The following is a 13,930-nucleotide window of genomic DNA, read 5'->3' as shown; positions in this document are numbered from 1 at the left end:
CGCAGACGAAGGAGATGAAGGTGTGGATGTAGCTATTGCCAGTGGCCCGGGCGATCGCCCGATGGAAAAGCAGATCGGCCTCGATGCTGCCATCCTCCCAGCGCTCCTCGCCGCCCATGCGGTCCAGCGCAGCCTTGATCGCGTCAAGATCATCGGATGTGCAGCGCGCTGCGGCCAGCGTGGCGGATTCGGTCTCCAGAATGCTGCGCAGCTCGAACAGCTGCTCCATGTTGCGCTGGTCTTTCAGTGCTTCACGGTCGATCCGGATAGCTGTCCGCTGTTCCGGCGCCATGACGAATGCGCCCACCCCCTGACGCGCCTCGATCATGCCATCGGCGCGAAGCTGCGCGATCGCTTCCCTGACAACATTGCGGCTGACGCCGAATTTGTCGGCGAGCTGGCTTTCGGTGGGAAGCCGGGCTCCCGGGATGATGTCGCCGCCCTCGATCTCGCGGCTCAGATGCGAAGCGACGCGATGCGGAAGCGCCTCCACGCTGCCTATGATGGATGAACGCTGCTTCATGCGGCTTTCCCCTACAAATCGCCCGGATCAGGCATGAGACATGTCGGATTGAACAGGCCTGCCGGATCGAAGGCTGCTTTGATCGCGGTATGAAGCTGCCGCTCGCGCTGCGACAGGCCGGCCCAGAACACGTGACTGCGGCTGCGACCGACGCCATGCTCGGCACTGAACGAGCCGCCGAGCGCGCCGACCAGTTCATAGAGTCGGGTCAAAACCGCCTGGCCCACGGCCCTCGCTTCGCCGGGGTCGCAATCGATGGGAGGCAGCACGTTGAAATGGATGTTCCCGTCACCCGCGTGGCCATAGGTCAGGGTTATCCAGCCTGGCCACTCGCGCACGATGCACGCGCGTGCTTGCTCGATCAGCTTCGGCACCTGGCTGAGGCGAACCGAGAGGTCGGTGCGGACATGAAAGCCGCGCCGCGCCTGCCCCTCGACCAGCCCCTCACGGATGGCCCAGAATGCGGCGGCCTGAGAGCGGCTTTGCGCGACGACACCGTCCTTGATCAGGTCGCTCTCAAGGGCGCGCGCCAGCATCGTTTCAAGAAGTCCGCCGGCATCTATCCCTGGCCCACAGGCGAGTTCGACGATCGCATGAACCGGACATGCCTGCGTCAACGGCGAGCGCAGCTTCGGATCGATGAGGTGGGCCAGCGGCAGGCACTCCTCGCCGATGACCTCAAACGCGCTGAGAAGGTCGGAGCAGAGATGCCGCGCCATCCGGAACAGTTCGCACGCCTGGCGGAAGCTGCCCAGTCCGACATAGGCAGTCTCGACCTGCGTCGGCCGGGGCGAGAGCCTTACCTCGACGCCCGTGACGACCCCGAGCGTTCCTTCCGAGCCGATCATCAATTGCTTCAGGCTGTAGCCGCGATTGTCCTTGCGCAGCCCATTCATGCCGTTCGACAGTGTGCCGTCCGGCAGGACCGTCTCAAGCCCGAGCACCAGGTCACGCGTCATGCCGTAGCGCAGCACATTGATGCCGCCGGCATTTGTCGCGACATTGCCGCCGATCGTGCACGATCCCTGCGCACCAAGCGCGAGAGGGAAGGTCATGTCGGATGCTTCAGCGGCGTCCTTGACGTCCTGCAGCACGGCACCGGCGTCGGCTTGCAGCGTGAAGTCGAGCGGATCGACGCAGCGTATCCGATTGAGACGCTCAAGCGACAGCACTGCGTAGTCCGAACTATCGGGAATGGCGCCACCGGCAAGTCCGGTATTGCCACCTTGCACGACGATGGCGACACCGCTTTGCGAGCACCATCTCACAAACGCCTGGACGTCTTCCACGGATCCCGGACGCACGATGAAGCGGGCACTTCCGCGCCTGTCGCGGCCCCAATCGGTGAGGTAACGTTCTGCCAGCGGCGACTGGCCGTCTATCAGCGCATCAGCCGCCAACTGCGCAGGCAGCTCAGCAATTGCGCCAGAAGTTTCGCGTTGAGATGGATGAACGGTAGTCATGGGTCAGATCATACGGTCATCCTACAACTTGGCAAGTCCCATCTTCTCGGTGGGCAGTCATTACTTCGGCGGCTAAGTCCGCGGCCTACCCCGCAATCCACGCCCGCGCCTGAACTGTTCCCCCTCGAAAAATGCTACTTTATAGCCGGCCGGAGCCGATGCTTAATATGGTCGCGTGGAATCGACGCCCGGCGCAGTTACGATCTGCTCCAGGGTCCACCTGCCCCCCTCTAACAATGGATGCCGGCCTCCTCCGAATAAGTATTGTGTCGAATACATTTCGCTGATTAGCTGTCTTGCATAAGTCCGGGACAAGATTGGCAAATGTTGTCCGGGGAGGACCGCGATGCCGGTGCTTGAGGTTCGCCACGTTTCCAAGAATTTCGGGGCCATCCAGGCCCTGACTGACGTCAGCTTCCAGGTGGAGCGAGGCGAAGTCGTGGGTCTGATGGGAGACAACGGCGCCGGCAAGTCCACCGTGGTCAAGACCGTGGCTGGGAATTTCCCGCCGAGCGACGGCGAAATTGTCGTGGACGGCGAGGTTTGCCATTTCCATAAACCCGTCCAGGCCCGCGCCAAGGGGATCGAAGTCGTTTATCAAGATCTGGCGCTCGCCGATAATCTGACGGCGGCGCAGAACGTCTTCCTGGGCCGCGAGATCAAGAAGGGCTTCTGGCCAATCAGGGTGCTTGACAAGCAGGCGATGATCGACCGCTCGGCAGCGCTGTTCAAGGAACTCAAATCGGAAACCAGGCCGCGGGATCTGGTCAAGAAGATGTCCGGTGGGCAGCGCCAGGCGGTGGCCATCGCCCGGACCCGGCTTTCAAACGCCAAGCTGGTGTTGATGGACGAGCCGACCGCCGCCATCTCCGTACGCCAGGTGGCCGAAGTGCTCGAATTGATCCGGCGCCTCAAGGCGCAAGGCGTCGGCGTCATGCTGATCAGCCACCGCATGCCTGACGTTTTTGCCGTCGCGGACCGCATCGTCGTGCTCAGGCGAGGTTCGAAGGTTGCCGACAAGGACACCGGCAATACATCGCCCGAGGAAATCACTGGACTGATAACGGGGGCCATCCGTGGCGAATAGTGTTCAGGAATCGGCCGGGAATGCCGGCCAGCCGGCCATGTCGGACTTCGTCCCGACCAAGGAAAAGACAGCTTTCCAACGCGTGATTTCAAGTCAGCCCTTCTGGGTGACGATCGCGCTGATCGCGCTCGTCATTTTGATGACGGCGATGGAGCCGAGCTTCGGCACCTCCGAAAACGTCGCCAATGTGACGCGCAATTTCGCACCTTTCGGCATCATGGCCCTCGGCATGACGGTTGTGATCATCACCGGTGGCATCGATCTGTCGGTCGGCTCGATCATGGGCCTCGTGGTGATCGTCGCCGGCCTGTTCCTCACTTGGCATTATCCCTGGTATGTCGCCTTCGCCATGGGCCTTTCCTCCGGTCTGGCCTGCGGCGCGGTCAATGGATTCTTCGTCGCCTACGTCGGAATGCCGTCCTTTGTGGTCACCCTCGGCATGTTGTCCGTCGCGCGGTCGCTGGCGGTGGTGTTCTCGGCCAACCAGATGCTTTACCAGTTCGGGCCCGATGCTCCGATCGTGAAGGCGATCGGTCAGGCGAAATGGCCGCGGCATGGACCCGAGGACTGGGCACCGCACTGGATACCGGAACTGTCGTCGCAGTTCTGGACCATGGTGATCCTGGCGCTGATTGTCGGCTTCGTGTTCAATTTCACTGCCTGGGCCCGGCATCTGTTCGCCATCGGCGGCAATGAGGAGGCGGCACGGCTCACCGGCGTTCCGGTCGACTGGATTAAATTCCAGGCCTACCTTTTCTCGGCCTTCACCGCCTCGGTCGCCTCGCTCCTGCTCCTCGGCTACAACGGCTCGGCCATCAATGCGATGGGCCAAGGCTATGAGCTGCGCGTCATTGCGGCGACAGTCATTGGTGGCGCCAGCCTCATGGGCGGCGCCGGCACGGCCTTCGGTGCGATCATCGGTTCGGCGTTCCTCGAGGTGATCAGGAATGCGCTGCTGATGGCCGGCATCGATTCAAACTGGCAGGGTGCCTTCGTCGGCGCCTTCATCGTTCTTGCGGTTCTTTTGGGCATGCAAACCGGCGGAAAATCGATCCGCGCCGCGTCGCTGGCAGCCTTGAGGCCCAAAAAAAGCCGCTAGAAACCCGCCGGCGGGAGGCCTGCGGGACATCACACCAAGGAGGAGAACATCACATGAAAAAACATCTGCTGACGGCGGCCGTCACGCTTGGCGCAATGGTGCTCGCCGTTTCCGGTGCCGAGGCGAAATACACCTTCGCCCTGGTGCCGAAGAACATGAACAATCCTTTCTTCGATCAGGCACGCGACGGCTGCAAGAAGGCCGAAGCCGAATCGAATGGTGCCGTGGAGTGCATGTATATCGGCCCCGGCGAGCATGGCGGCGGCGACGAGCAGGTACAGATCGTGCAGGATCTCGTGGCCAAGAAGGTGGACGGCATCGCCGTGTCGCCATCGAACGCCGCGGCGATGGCGGTTGCGTTGCAGGCCGCCAAGGACGCGGGCATCCCGGTCCTCACCTGGGACTCCGACCTCCTGCCCGAGAACAAGGATCTGCGCGTCGCCTATATCGGCACGCACAATTATGAGATCGGCACGAACCTCGCCAAGCTTGCAATGCAGATCAAGCCCAAAGGCGGCACGATCTGTATCCAGTCGGGTGGCGCGGCGGCGGCCAACCACAATGAGCGCATGCAAGGCATTCGCGACACGCTCTCGGGGACCAAATCGGCTGCCTCACCCGGCGACCGTCTGACCGGACAGAACGGCTGGACCGAAATCGATGGCTGCCCACTCTACACCGACGATGACTTCCCGCGCTCGGTGCAGCAGTTCGAGGACATCATGGCGAAAAACCCGAACCTCGACGCGTTCATCCCAACCGGCGGCTTCCCGCAGTTCATCCCCGATGCCAACCGCGCCGCGGTCGGACCGCACAAGGACAAGATCGCCTCGAAGGCCCTTGCGCTGGTCGTCGCCGACACGCTTCCCGTGCAGATCGACCAGATGAAGGAAGGTTTCTCGCTTGGCCAGGTCGGCCAGCGGCCGTTCGAAATGGGCTACAAAACGATGATGGCACTGAAGGACATGAAGGACGGCAAGGCCCCGCCGGCCGACCCGACCTACACCGGCCTTGACATTTGCACTCCGGAGACAGCGGATACCTGCATCGCCAAATAGCGCTATTGGGCGGGAGGAAACTCCCGCCCTTTTCCTAGGGGATCTCAATGTCGGAATTATTCTCGCTCAACGGCCGTGTCGCGTTGGTCACGGGTGCTTCGCGTGGTCTCGGCTTCGCAATGGCCAAGGCACTTGCGGAAAACGGCGCGACGGTGATCGTCAATGCCCGCGATCCGGCCGCCCTCGCCGCAGCGGCCGAAAGCATCGGGGCCGAAGCGCTGCCATTCGATGTCACCGACGCAGCGATCTCAAGGGCGTCTTTGGAAGGAATCGTCGAACGCCACGGCCGCCTCGATATTCTGGTCAACAACGCCGGCATCCAGCATCGAAGTCAGTTGGTCGAATGGCAGGACGAGGATTTCGACCATGTGATTGCCGTCAACCTCTCGGCCTGCTTCCGCATGATGCGCGACGCGGTGCGCCTGATGCTGCCAAACAAGTTCGGGCGCATAATAAACACCGGATCGGTTGCAGCGATACTTGGCCGTCCCACCATTCACGCCTATGTGGCGGCAAAGGCGGGCCTGCACGGGCTGACACGCTCCACTGCCGCTGAGCTGGGCCGTCACGGCATCACCATCAACGCGATCGCGCCCGGCTATTTCGCCACCGAGCTCAATACCGCACTTATGAACGACGAGGCCTTCACCAAATGGGTCGAGACACGAACCCCGGCGGGCCGCTGGGCTCAGCCTGAGGAGCTCGGCGGAGCCGTGGTGTTTCTCGCCTCGGACGCTGCCGCCTACGTCAACGGACATGTACTGGCCGTTGACGGTGGGCTATCGGTTTCCCTCTGACCTGCGAAGTGCCTTCAGGAAAATTTCAGCCGGGCAGCGCTGCGAAGACCGGCTGAGTTAGCCAATTCCATAGACCAGGCTCACGCGCCCATCCGTGAGCTGCTGAACCTTCCGCAGTTCGAGCCCACGACGATTTTGCGTTGCTCCAAACAGCGCCTTCCCTTCGCCGACGAGCAGCGGATAGACGATCAGCCGCAGTTCATCCACCAGCCCGGCATCGATAAGGCTCGCGGTCATTCGCGCACCGCCCATGAGATAGATATCCTTGCCCGGCTGCTGCTTGAGGGCAGCGATGTCTTCGAGCCTCCGCATGAAGCGCGTCTTTGGCCAGGCCGCCGAGGTCATTGTGTTCGACAGCACATGATGCGGGGTCTGATCGGCAAAGCGGGCCCATTCGAGCTCTGCCGGCGTCGGCAATTTGCCGGTCATTGGCAGCGGCTTGTCCGGCTCATTCTGGATCGCGCTCCAGTAGCGCTCGTAGCCGGCGTACATGACGCTCCCGAGCAGGCAGGCATCGATTTGCGGCGTCAGCCCGTACTCCTCCGACCACGCGTCGACCCAATCGGCGTAACCCTCAGGTCCCTCCATCTTGCCGTCGACGGAAACCTTCATTCCGGTGATCAATTTGCGCATGACTTCCTCCATCGGACTTGCGAAATGCAAGCACGTTTCATGGTCGGTTCGTTGCTGGTGTGCGAGCCTCCAAGGCCGATGCCGGTGGAGGCTGGGCGGTGACTTCAGGGATGGCCGACGCGATCGTGTCAGGCCGGCAGGCGGCGGTCGTATTCTTCGCGCAGGCGGCTCCAGCCCTCCCAGAAAGAGGTCGGCGTCTTGCCCGCGAGGCGGGCAGCCAGCATGTCGAGGTGCATGTGCCAGCCGGCGGTGACGTTGAGCTGGATTGCGCGTTCCGGCAGCCGGCGATGGACGACGGTGAGCAGCACATCGTTGCCCTTCGGCTCCAGCAAGAAGGAAACGCCGCCGGTGTTTCCCCAGGTGATGGCGAGATTGTAAGGCGGATCGAGCTCGGTGATCCGGCCCTCCATCCGATGCTCTTCGGGAAAGCCTGCAGGGCGCTGGCCGGGCGGGTCAGTCAGCTCGTCGTTACGCCAGACGAACTCGAACGACGTGCCGGCCTCCATTTCCATCTGGCCCGCGGCCATCCACTGCCGACGCAGGTCACTCTCGGTGAGATAGGCCCAGACCCGCTCGATGGGGCCGGGCAAAAGCCGCTGGATGGTGAACGTGGCGGGCTCGGTCAGCTCGCCATAGGCTTCGATGTTTTTCATCTGGTTCATTGGTCGTCTCCTTCTTTTGAGGTGGGCGATTTCCTGGAATCATCCTGGGCCTTTCGCGCGTCCTCCTCGTGAAGGAGACGTTCGAGAACGTCGAGACGGTTGGTCCAGAAGCGCTCGTAGAAGCCCAGCCATTGGTGGGCGCTGGCCAGCGGTCCGGGTTCGAGGCGACAAAGATGCGTGCGGCCCCTCACCTCTCGACGAATAAGCCCGGCATTCTCCAGCGCCTTGATGTGCTTGGAGGCCGCCGCCAGCGACATGGCGAAGGGTTCCGCCAGCTGGCTTACCGTTCGCTCGCCGCCGGCGAGGTCGCGAAGCATCCGCCGGCGGGTGGCGTCGCCAAGGGCATGAAAAACCGCGTCGATCTGGGGTGTCTCTAATTCAACCATGTAGTTGAATATAGAGTCACGCTTTCTGATTGTCAACCGATTGGTTGAATGATTTCGGAAGGGAGCTCCACAGGCGGCCTGCGGAGATTGAGGACATCGGCCAGCGCAAGACCACGGACATGCTCACGGCGGCGGAAGCGGGACCTTCACTTGCCTTCGAAGAAAGTATGAATCGAGACTTCCAGCTTTTCGATGAGTTGAGGGTTATGGCAGCTTCCAGCCCAGATCAGGGCGTTCAGTCTCATATCCTTGTTGAGAAAGTTCATTTTCCGAGAATCAAGCAGGTATCCCGCGACCTCGTAGTGCCGTCCCTTGATAGCCTCGATAAGCGCGTTGTTTCTTCCGGTCTTGTCAGTAAGATTCACGTCGGCGCCATTCTCGACAAGCAACTTAACGACATCCAGATGCCCGTTCTTTGCTGCTTCAATAAGGGCCGTTCTGCCGTAGTAGTCGGCTCTTGCATCGATCTCTATTTCGGGATGTTTCACCAGGGCTAAAATAGAGGCGTAGTGGCCCTTGGCAGAAGCAAGGCTCAAAGGCGTGCTCTTCCATTTGTTTCTGGAATTCACATCGATTGCTGGGTGTTCGATCAACGCCTCGACCGCCGCGGTGCGGGCATTGAGGGCTGCGAGATGAAGGGCTGACCAGCCGCCGCCGTCCGCCTCGTTGATATTGGCGCCGGCCGCCAATTCCGCTTTCACGGCCTCCGCATCGCCCCTTTCTGCCGCGAGCAGCAGATTCGACCAACCTCTCGGCTCTTCGGCTTCCAAGCTCTCGGTCAATGCAGTCGCCTCCCCGAATGCTCCCCGCAGGATAGCATTGTTCCGGTTCGGCCGACATCCACCGGATGACCGACCCGCTCGAACTTGAAGCCAGCCCTCTCAAGGCGGAACTGGCCGATGTCCTCCGGCAGCGGGGCCGATAGAGACGAACAGTAAGCGCGCACTCTATGGAGACATTGCCGGCACTTGCCAAAGCCGCTATCGGAAAGGTGAGAAGCAAGATGCGAATTGGACGTCGGCGATTTCTTGTCCTGTCGCTCGGAGCGGCTGCCTTCGGCAAGGCACGCGCCACCGAGCCGCTCTGGTCAGCCCTGCGATCCGGAGAAGCCATTGCCTTGCTGCGCCACGCCGCGGCCCCAGGCTCCGGCGATCCGCCCGGCTTCAGGCTCGGTGATTGCAGGACCCAGCGGAATCTGTCGGAAGAAGGTCGTGCGCAGTCACGCGCGATCGGCGACCTGTTCCGTGCGAATGGCATCTCGACGGCAGCCGTCTATTCGAGCCAGTGGTGTCGTTGCCTCGACACCGCTCGCCTGCTCGGGATCGGCGAAGTTGTGCCTCTCGAACTGCTCAATTCATTCTTTGGCGACAGTTCGGCCGGCGAGAAGCGCACCGCCGCTCTTTTGGCCTGGCTTCGCGGGCAGCGTTTCGGCGGACCAGCCGTGCTTGTCACGCATCAGGTCAACATCACCGGCTTGACCGGCGAGGTGCCGGATAGCGGCGAAATGATCATCGCCCGTATTCATGAGGCTGACCCCGTGCAGCTCATCGGGCATGTTGCCGCGCCGGCTTGAGCATCATGGCCTTCGACCCCATCTCGTGCAGCATCGCTTCAGTCGTGGAACGACGACGTGCCAGGAGAGATCAAAGGGAGTGATCGCATGGCTATCGATTTCAACCATACAATACTGCCGGCCCGCAACAGCGAGGCGTCGGCAAAGTTCCTGGCGGAAATGCTTGGCCTTCCAGCCCCGAGGCGCTGGGGGCCTTTCCAGATGGTCACGACCGAAAACGGTGCCAACCTCGACTACATGGATACCGGCGGCGAAATCAGGCCGCAGCATTACGCCTTCCTGGTCAGCGAAACCGAGTTCGACGAGATCTTCGGTAGGATTCGTGAACGGGATCTCCCGTACTGGGCCGACCCTGGCCGGACGCAGCCGGGCGAGATCAATCACCACGACGGCGGCCGCGGCGTTTATTTCGAGGACCCGAACGGTCATCTTCTCGAGATCATTACCCGTCAATACGGCAGCGGCGGATGGAACCCGTGATCGCTCGGTGACGTAGCCAGGTTTGCGATGGCAAGGACGGCATCGCGCTGGCGGTTGCAATCCTGGCTGCCTGGGCCGGACTTGCCTCCACCTGTCGACTGGGCACTGGCGGATGCCGCGCCCAAATAAGCGCTGCGCTGGGCTAAACGATGCAGAAGGACCTGAGCATGCCTGAACAGATTACACCAAGTAAGCCTGAACAGATCACATTGAACGACGGCTTAGCCATTCCCCAGGTCGGCCTTGGCGTGTGGCAAGTCGATCCGGCCGTCACGGCCAAGATTGTGAGTTGGGGGATCGAGGCCGGCTACAGATTGATCGACACCGCCGAAGGCTACCGGAACGAGGAAGGCGTCGGGCAAGCGATCCGCACTGGTGGCGTGCCGAGAAGCGAGTTGTTCATCACCTCGAAGCTGCGCAACGGCGCACATCAGCGCGACGCCGCCCTTCGGGCTTTCGACGGGACGATGAACAAGCTCGCGATCGAACAGATCGACCTATTTCTGATCCACTGGCCAGTGCCCAGCCAGGGCAAATATGTCGAGGCGTGGAAGACGCTGATCGAACTCAGGCAATCCGGCCGGATCAAGTCGATCGGCGTTTCGAATTTCAACCAGGACCATCTGGAGCGGATCATCGGCGAGACCGGAGTCACGCCCTCGGTCAATCAGATCGAACTCCATCCCCGGTTTCAACAGCGCCATACCAGAGAATTTCACAGCACGCACAATATCCGTATCGAAAGCTGGAGCCCCCTGGGCAGCGGCCGGCTGTTGAGCGACCCGACCCTCGAAAAGATCGCACTAAAACATCGCAAGTCCGTGGCGCAGGTGATCATCAGATGGCATCTTCAGGAAGGGCTGATCGTCATTCCAAAGTCGATCCGCCAGGACCGGATCGCCGCCAATTTCGATGTCTTCGATTTTGAGCTGGACGCGGAGGACCTCGGCCTCATTCGTGGCATGGATTCATCAGACGGCCGCACCGGGCCGAACCCCGTCACGGCAGCTTTCCTGTTCTGACGGACTGAGGTGAGCTGAAGAGAAGGAGCCGACGGCGAAGCTGCCAATCTTCCCCTAGTGGGGGAGATGCCAAGTTTTGGGCAGAGGGCAGGACAGAGGGGGGGCGCTGTCCCGCCGGCCAATTGAAATTAGCCCTTCCGCTCACCTCATATCCCTGACCCATCCAGCAGCGGGACATCTTCTTCGTCCCAGGGGCTGGGCAATGAACCCTTGCTCAGATTGGCTGTCGGCAGCGGCATCCAGCACTTCAGCTCGGGTTCGGCGTATTCAACCACGCGTCCTGGAGACGAGTCGGAAGCGCGCCAGCCCTCACTGCCGAACTGGTCGGCTCGAGACCAGTAAGCCAGGTCGACTTCCGCCGGCCCCTGTTCCGACGGCCGAACCGTGACCAGGATTCGGCTGCCATCCCTTGGCGCGCTCGACATGTGACGCCACCGATCGGGCTCGTCCATCGTAATCTCCTCGCGCAGTCTGCATCTCGGCTGTCCAGACGAATAGTCGCTTCGCGTACAACGCCGGTCAACCCGAACTTTGCGCAGGACAGTCTATGGTCGGCGGCCTGCCGGTCTGGCGCCGGCTCGCGCTCAAACCTTGGCCTTGACTGCCCAGGCTCTGGTTTTCAGGGGAATGGACCCCTCCTTGCCGCGCGGCAGACTATCGCGGAGCCTCTCCATCAATTTCTGGCGAGCTGCGGGGGCGAGACTCATGCAATAGCCGGGCGCCGGCCCTGCACCCAGGGTGAAGGGGTGCCAATAGTCTTCAAAGTCCTTGAATACGGCCGGCATTTCAATCCGCGTGGAGTCGATGGAAACTAGGCCCGCCTTCTCAGCGAGATCGGTCAATCCATCTTGTGTGCAAAATGGAAAACGCCTGTCTTCGGTAAGGTCGATGGCGCCGGGGTCAAGCGCGGTCGCAGCGGTCCAGAAGGCCCGCATGAATTCCACCCCACCGCCAGGGTAATCCCACACATAGAACCCGATCGTCGCTCCGGGGCGGGCCACCCGCCTCATCTCGGCAAGCGCCTTTTGCTTGTCGGGGATGAAGTTGAGAACGAGCGCCGACACGACCATGTCCTTGCTGCCCGATTCGACAGACAACGCCTGCGCATCGCCTGCGAGAAACTCGACACGTTCGTCCGGCACGTTTGCACGCGCCTTGGCGAGAAAACCCTCCGACGGGTCTATCGAGACCAGGCTGCTGGGGTTGCAGCACGCCATGATGGCTGCCGAAAGCGCCCCGGTTCCGCTACCCACCTCCAGCCAATCCAGCCCTTCTGCCGGATCGAGCCAATTCAGAAACAGCGGGGCGATCTGACGGCTCCATCGCCCCATATAGAGGTCATAGCTATCCCCGGCCTGCCAAGCGTCGTGACGTGCTGCCTCAGCCATCGCAATCTCCTCCCCGAGAAAATTTCAGACCATTGGGCCGCAACGAGAATACGTTCGCCTCAACTCCAGGAACAGAGGCATAAGAGTGCGGTTCGGGTTCGAAATGCACAGCGGAGGGATCAGACGCTTGACCTCTGCGGTCCCGAGGGAATCGCCTGCTGACGCAGGCGATCGATCGGCTGGTTTCGTAGGCCCTCCTGGCCGGTTCGCCGACTATCGCTGCGTTGCCGCTCTGGGAAATTCCACCACGTCTGCGGGCGGACGCTTGTACTGGGCTGCGGCAATTGCATCGATCAGGATATCCAGAGCCGCACGAGCCGTGCGGCTCGTCTCGTCATCGCCGCGCAAATAGTGGCAGGCTCGTTCAAGATGGAGGTGGGCGGCGGCAAAGTCGCTAGTCATGGATTCTCCTTTTGCCCGCCGTTGGACAAGGATGGCCATCTCGATTTACCCGAAGGCAAATATCCACAGCTGGATTTGAATCAAATATGGCCGGTTAACCGGATCTTCAGCATCTCGAGACGACCTTGCTGCTGCGGACATGTGTTGAGTTCCGCCTCAGGCAACAGACCCGCTCCGGAGACCGGGGCGGGTTTTTGCTTGAATGGTGCTCGGGGTGGAACCGGCATCCGCAATTGGCGCGCAGGCTGGCGTCAGTTGGGGGACAGAAGAGAATGCCGAACGCTCCAATGCTCACGCGCTGCGCTACCGCGGCCGAGCCGACGTACCTTCATGCACCGAAGCGGTCGGCCGCAAAGGGCGCGAGGCGGTCGCGATCGCCGCGTCCGGCAATCAGGTCGGCGACCAAGCGGGCCGTGATCGGAGCCAAAGTGAGGCCGAGATGACCATGACCGAAGGCATAGATCACCTTGGGGCTGCGACGCGACGGACCGATGACCGGCCGGGAATCGGGCAGCGACGGCCGGAACCCGAGCCATTCGGATGAAGGCCGGCCGAGTTGAGGAAAGAACTGCCTGACACCGCGATCGAGCAGCGCCAGCCGGCGCGGATTTGCCGGCGCTGCAAGCCCGCCGAGTTCGACAGTTCCGGCGACACGCAGCCGGCCGGTCATCGGCGTCATGTAGAAGCCGAGATCGACAGGACAGACCGGACGATTGAGCAGAGGCGCTTTGGTCGGGAATTCGAGATGATAACCGCGTTCGGTCTCGAGCGGGATCCTGTCGCCGGCCTGCATGGCCAACGCCCGTGATTGCGCGCCCGCGGCGACCACCACCATGTTCGCCTTGATGCGAATGCCGGAACCGCTGAGCCTGACACCGTCCGCCTCGACCCGCAGCCTGGCTACAGCAGCCTGCGCTACCGACACGCCGCGGGCGGTCGCGGCATCGAGCAGCCGCCGCATCAGCGTCTTTGGATCGGCGACGTTCATCGAATCCGGGAAGTACAGGCCGCTGGCCCCGGTCGGGGGCAGGCTCGGCTCCAGCGCGGCCACCTCCCCCGGCGTCAGAACCTCTTGATGGACGCCAAACCCCGCGCGCAGCGCCCTGCCCCCGGCCGCCTTGGCGAAATCGATCTCGCGACGATACAGGTAGAGACAGCCGTTGCGGCGCAGCAGGTCGGCCACATCGGCCTCCTTCACCATCTCCTCCCAGGCCGGCAGAGCCTCCGCCAAAAGGCCGGCGAGCGCCAGCGCATTGGCACGGGTGGCCGCCGGAAGCGACTGCCGCACGAACTGAACCAGCCAGGGCGCAAGCTGGAAAAACGCCGGCCAGCGCCAGGCGAAAGGGCTGTCCGGATC

Annotated in this window: 17 protein-coding genes; 7 read left to right on the top strand and 10 right to left on the bottom strand. The window is 62.0% G+C overall.

The window, feature by feature from the left end; all coding sequences use genetic code 11:
• Together EOA86_RS04950 and EOA86_RS04945 are read right to left on the bottom strand one after the other, a co-directional pair.
• The coding region (locus tag EOA86_RS04950) for a FadR/GntR family transcriptional regulator (RefSeq protein WP_164891559.1) at window positions 1-523 on the bottom strand (523 nt) is incomplete at its 3' end.
• A gap of 11 nt (window positions 524-534) precedes the next feature.
• Complete coding sequence (locus EOA86_RS04945) at window positions 535-1,923, bottom strand: FAD-binding oxidoreductase (protein ID WP_245497135.1); 1,389 nt, start codon at window positions 1,921-1,923, stop codon at window positions 535-537.
• Window positions 1,924-2,332: 409 nt separating this feature from the next.
• Here EOA86_RS04945 and EOA86_RS04940 point away from each other — a divergent pair, with 409 nt between their 5' ends.
• The 4 genes from EOA86_RS04940 to EOA86_RS04925 are packed head-to-tail and all read left to right on the top strand — an operon-like array spanning window position 2,333 to window position 6,027.
• Entirely contained in the window at window positions 2,333-3,073 is a 741-nt protein-coding gene (locus EOA86_RS04940; RefSeq protein ID WP_128340873.1) for an ATP-binding cassette domain-containing protein, read from the top strand.
• A gap of 37 nt (window positions 3,074-3,110) precedes the next feature.
• Entirely contained in the window at window positions 3,111-4,172 is a 1,062-nt protein-coding gene (locus tag EOA86_RS04935) for an ABC transporter permease (protein WP_128340875.1), read from the top strand.
• Window positions 4,173-4,225: 53 nt separating this feature from the next.
• Entirely contained in the window at window positions 4,226-5,230 is a 1,005-nt protein-coding gene (locus EOA86_RS04930) for a sugar-binding protein (RefSeq protein WP_128340872.1), read from the top strand.
• 47 nt (window positions 5,231-5,277) lie between these two features.
• Window positions 5,278-6,027: a glucose 1-dehydrogenase gene (locus EOA86_RS04925; protein ID WP_128340871.1), complete on the top strand. Its 750-nt coding sequence runs from the start codon at window positions 5,278-5,280 to the stop codon at window positions 6,025-6,027.
• 57 nt (window positions 6,028-6,084) lie between these two features.
• Here the strand turns inward: EOA86_RS04925 and EOA86_RS04920 are convergent, their stop codons facing one another.
• From EOA86_RS04920 to EOA86_RS04905, 4 genes are all read right to left on the bottom strand, one after another.
• On the bottom strand, window positions 6,085-6,660 hold the full coding sequence (locus EOA86_RS04920; protein WP_128340870.1) for a dihydrofolate reductase family protein: 576 nt from the start codon (window positions 6,658-6,660) through the stop codon (window positions 6,085-6,087).
• Between the two features lie 128 nt (window positions 6,661-6,788).
• On the bottom strand, window positions 6,789-7,322 hold the full coding sequence (locus EOA86_RS04915; RefSeq protein ID WP_065008593.1) for an SRPBCC family protein: 534 nt from the start codon (window positions 7,320-7,322) through the stop codon (window positions 6,789-6,791).
• Window positions 7,319-7,708 carry a metalloregulator ArsR/SmtB family transcription factor gene (locus EOA86_RS04910; RefSeq protein ID WP_029351087.1) on the bottom strand — a complete coding sequence of 130 codons (390 nt, stop codon included), beginning with the start codon at window positions 7,706-7,708 and terminating at the stop codon, window positions 7,319-7,321. The genes EOA86_RS04915 and EOA86_RS04910 overlap by 4 nt, the downstream gene beginning before the upstream one ends.
• A 146-nt stretch (window positions 7,709-7,854) precedes the next feature.
• Entirely contained in the window at window positions 7,855-8,490 is a 636-nt protein-coding gene (locus tag EOA86_RS04905) for an ankyrin repeat domain-containing protein (RefSeq protein ID WP_127211042.1), read from the bottom strand.
• Window positions 8,491-8,711: 221 nt separating this feature from the next.
• Between EOA86_RS04905 and EOA86_RS04900 the strand changes: the two genes are divergently transcribed.
• From EOA86_RS04900 to EOA86_RS04890, 3 genes are all read left to right on the top strand, one after another.
• Window positions 8,712-9,281 carry a histidine phosphatase family protein gene (locus EOA86_RS04900; RefSeq protein WP_128340869.1) on the top strand — a complete coding sequence of 190 codons (570 nt, stop codon included), beginning with the start codon at window positions 8,712-8,714 and terminating at the stop codon, window positions 9,279-9,281.
• A gap of 87 nt (window positions 9,282-9,368) precedes the next feature.
• Window positions 9,369-9,761: a VOC family protein gene (locus EOA86_RS04895; RefSeq protein ID WP_128340868.1), complete on the top strand. Its 393-nt coding sequence runs from the start codon at window positions 9,369-9,371 to the stop codon at window positions 9,759-9,761.
• 167 nt (window positions 9,762-9,928) lie between these two features.
• Complete coding sequence (locus EOA86_RS04890; RefSeq protein WP_127211045.1) at window positions 9,929-10,783, top strand: aldo/keto reductase; 855 nt, start codon at window positions 9,929-9,931, stop codon at window positions 10,781-10,783.
• 146 nt (window positions 10,784-10,929) lie between these two features.
• On the opposite strand, the gene EOA86_RS04885 is transcribed toward EOA86_RS04890, so the two are convergent.
• From EOA86_RS04885 to EOA86_RS04870, 4 genes are all read right to left on the bottom strand, one after another.
• On the bottom strand, window positions 10,930-11,235 hold the full coding sequence (locus EOA86_RS04885) for a hypothetical protein (protein WP_023799134.1): 306 nt from the start codon (window positions 11,233-11,235) through the stop codon (window positions 10,930-10,932).
• Between the two features lie 132 nt (window positions 11,236-11,367).
• Window positions 11,368-12,171, bottom strand: a complete 804-nt coding sequence (locus tag EOA86_RS04880) for a class I SAM-dependent methyltransferase (RefSeq protein WP_127211046.1) — start codon at window positions 12,169-12,171, stop codon at window positions 11,368-11,370.
• A gap of 213 nt (window positions 12,172-12,384) precedes the next feature.
• Window positions 12,385-12,573 carry a hypothetical protein gene (locus EOA86_RS04875; protein ID WP_127211047.1) on the bottom strand — a complete coding sequence of 63 codons (189 nt, stop codon included), beginning with the start codon at window positions 12,571-12,573 and terminating at the stop codon, window positions 12,385-12,387.
• Window positions 12,574-12,901: 328 nt separating this feature from the next.
• Window positions 12,902-13,930 (bottom strand): FAD-dependent oxidoreductase (locus EOA86_RS04870; RefSeq protein WP_164891558.1); only part of this gene is annotated, 1,029 nt, incomplete at its 5' end.

The sequence above is a fragment of the Mesorhizobium sp. M5C.F.Ca.IN.020.32.2.1 genome (assembly GCF_004023105.1).
In the GTDB taxonomy this organism is placed as follows: Bacteria; Pseudomonadota; Alphaproteobacteria; order Rhizobiales; family Rhizobiaceae; genus Mesorhizobium; species Mesorhizobium wenxiniae.
Note: the sequence above shows the minus strand (reverse complement) of the source record. Positions and strands in the feature narration are given on the sequence as shown.

What these genes read in the sequence shown, in the direction of transcription:
- EOA86_RS04910 (WP_029351087.1), bottom strand. Translation starts at nt 7,708, where the DNA reads ATGGTTGAATTAGAGACACCCCAGATCGACGCGGTTTTTCATGCCCTT.
- EOA86_RS04925 (WP_128340871.1), top strand. Translation starts at nt 5,278, where the DNA reads ATGTCGGAATTATTCTCGCTCAACGGCCGTGTCGCGTTGGTCACGGGT.
- EOA86_RS04875 (WP_127211047.1), bottom strand. Translation starts at nt 12,573, where the DNA reads ATGACTAGCGACTTTGCCGCCGCCCACCTCCATCTTGAACGAGCCTGC.
- EOA86_RS04920 (WP_128340870.1), bottom strand. Translation starts at nt 6,660, where the DNA reads ATGCGCAAATTGATCACCGGAATGAAGGTTTCCGTCGACGGCAAGATG.
- EOA86_RS04895 (WP_128340868.1), top strand. Translation starts at nt 9,369, where the DNA reads ATGGCTATCGATTTCAACCATACAATACTGCCGGCCCGCAACAGCGAG.
- EOA86_RS04940 (WP_128340873.1), top strand. Translation starts at nt 2,333, where the DNA reads ATGCCGGTGCTTGAGGTTCGCCACGTTTCCAAGAATTTCGGGGCCATC.
- EOA86_RS04930 (WP_128340872.1), top strand. Translation starts at nt 4,226, where the DNA reads ATGAAAAAACATCTGCTGACGGCGGCCGTCACGCTTGGCGCAATGGTG.
- EOA86_RS04880 (WP_127211046.1), bottom strand. Translation starts at nt 12,171, where the DNA reads ATGGCTGAGGCAGCACGTCACGACGCTTGGCAGGCCGGGGATAGCTAT.
- EOA86_RS04935 (WP_128340875.1), top strand. Translation starts at nt 3,111, where the DNA reads ATGTCGGACTTCGTCCCGACCAAGGAAAAGACAGCTTTCCAACGCGTG.
- EOA86_RS04890 (WP_127211045.1), top strand. Translation starts at nt 9,929, where the DNA reads ATGCCTGAACAGATTACACCAAGTAAGCCTGAACAGATCACATTGAAC.
- EOA86_RS04900 (WP_128340869.1), top strand. Translation starts at nt 8,712, where the DNA reads ATGCGAATTGGACGTCGGCGATTTCTTGTCCTGTCGCTCGGAGCGGCT.
- EOA86_RS04885 (WP_023799134.1), bottom strand. Translation starts at nt 11,235, where the DNA reads ATGGACGAGCCCGATCGGTGGCGTCACATGTCGAGCGCGCCAAGGGAT.
- EOA86_RS04915 (WP_065008593.1), bottom strand. Translation starts at nt 7,322, where the DNA reads ATGAACCAGATGAAAAACATCGAAGCCTATGGCGAGCTGACCGAGCCC.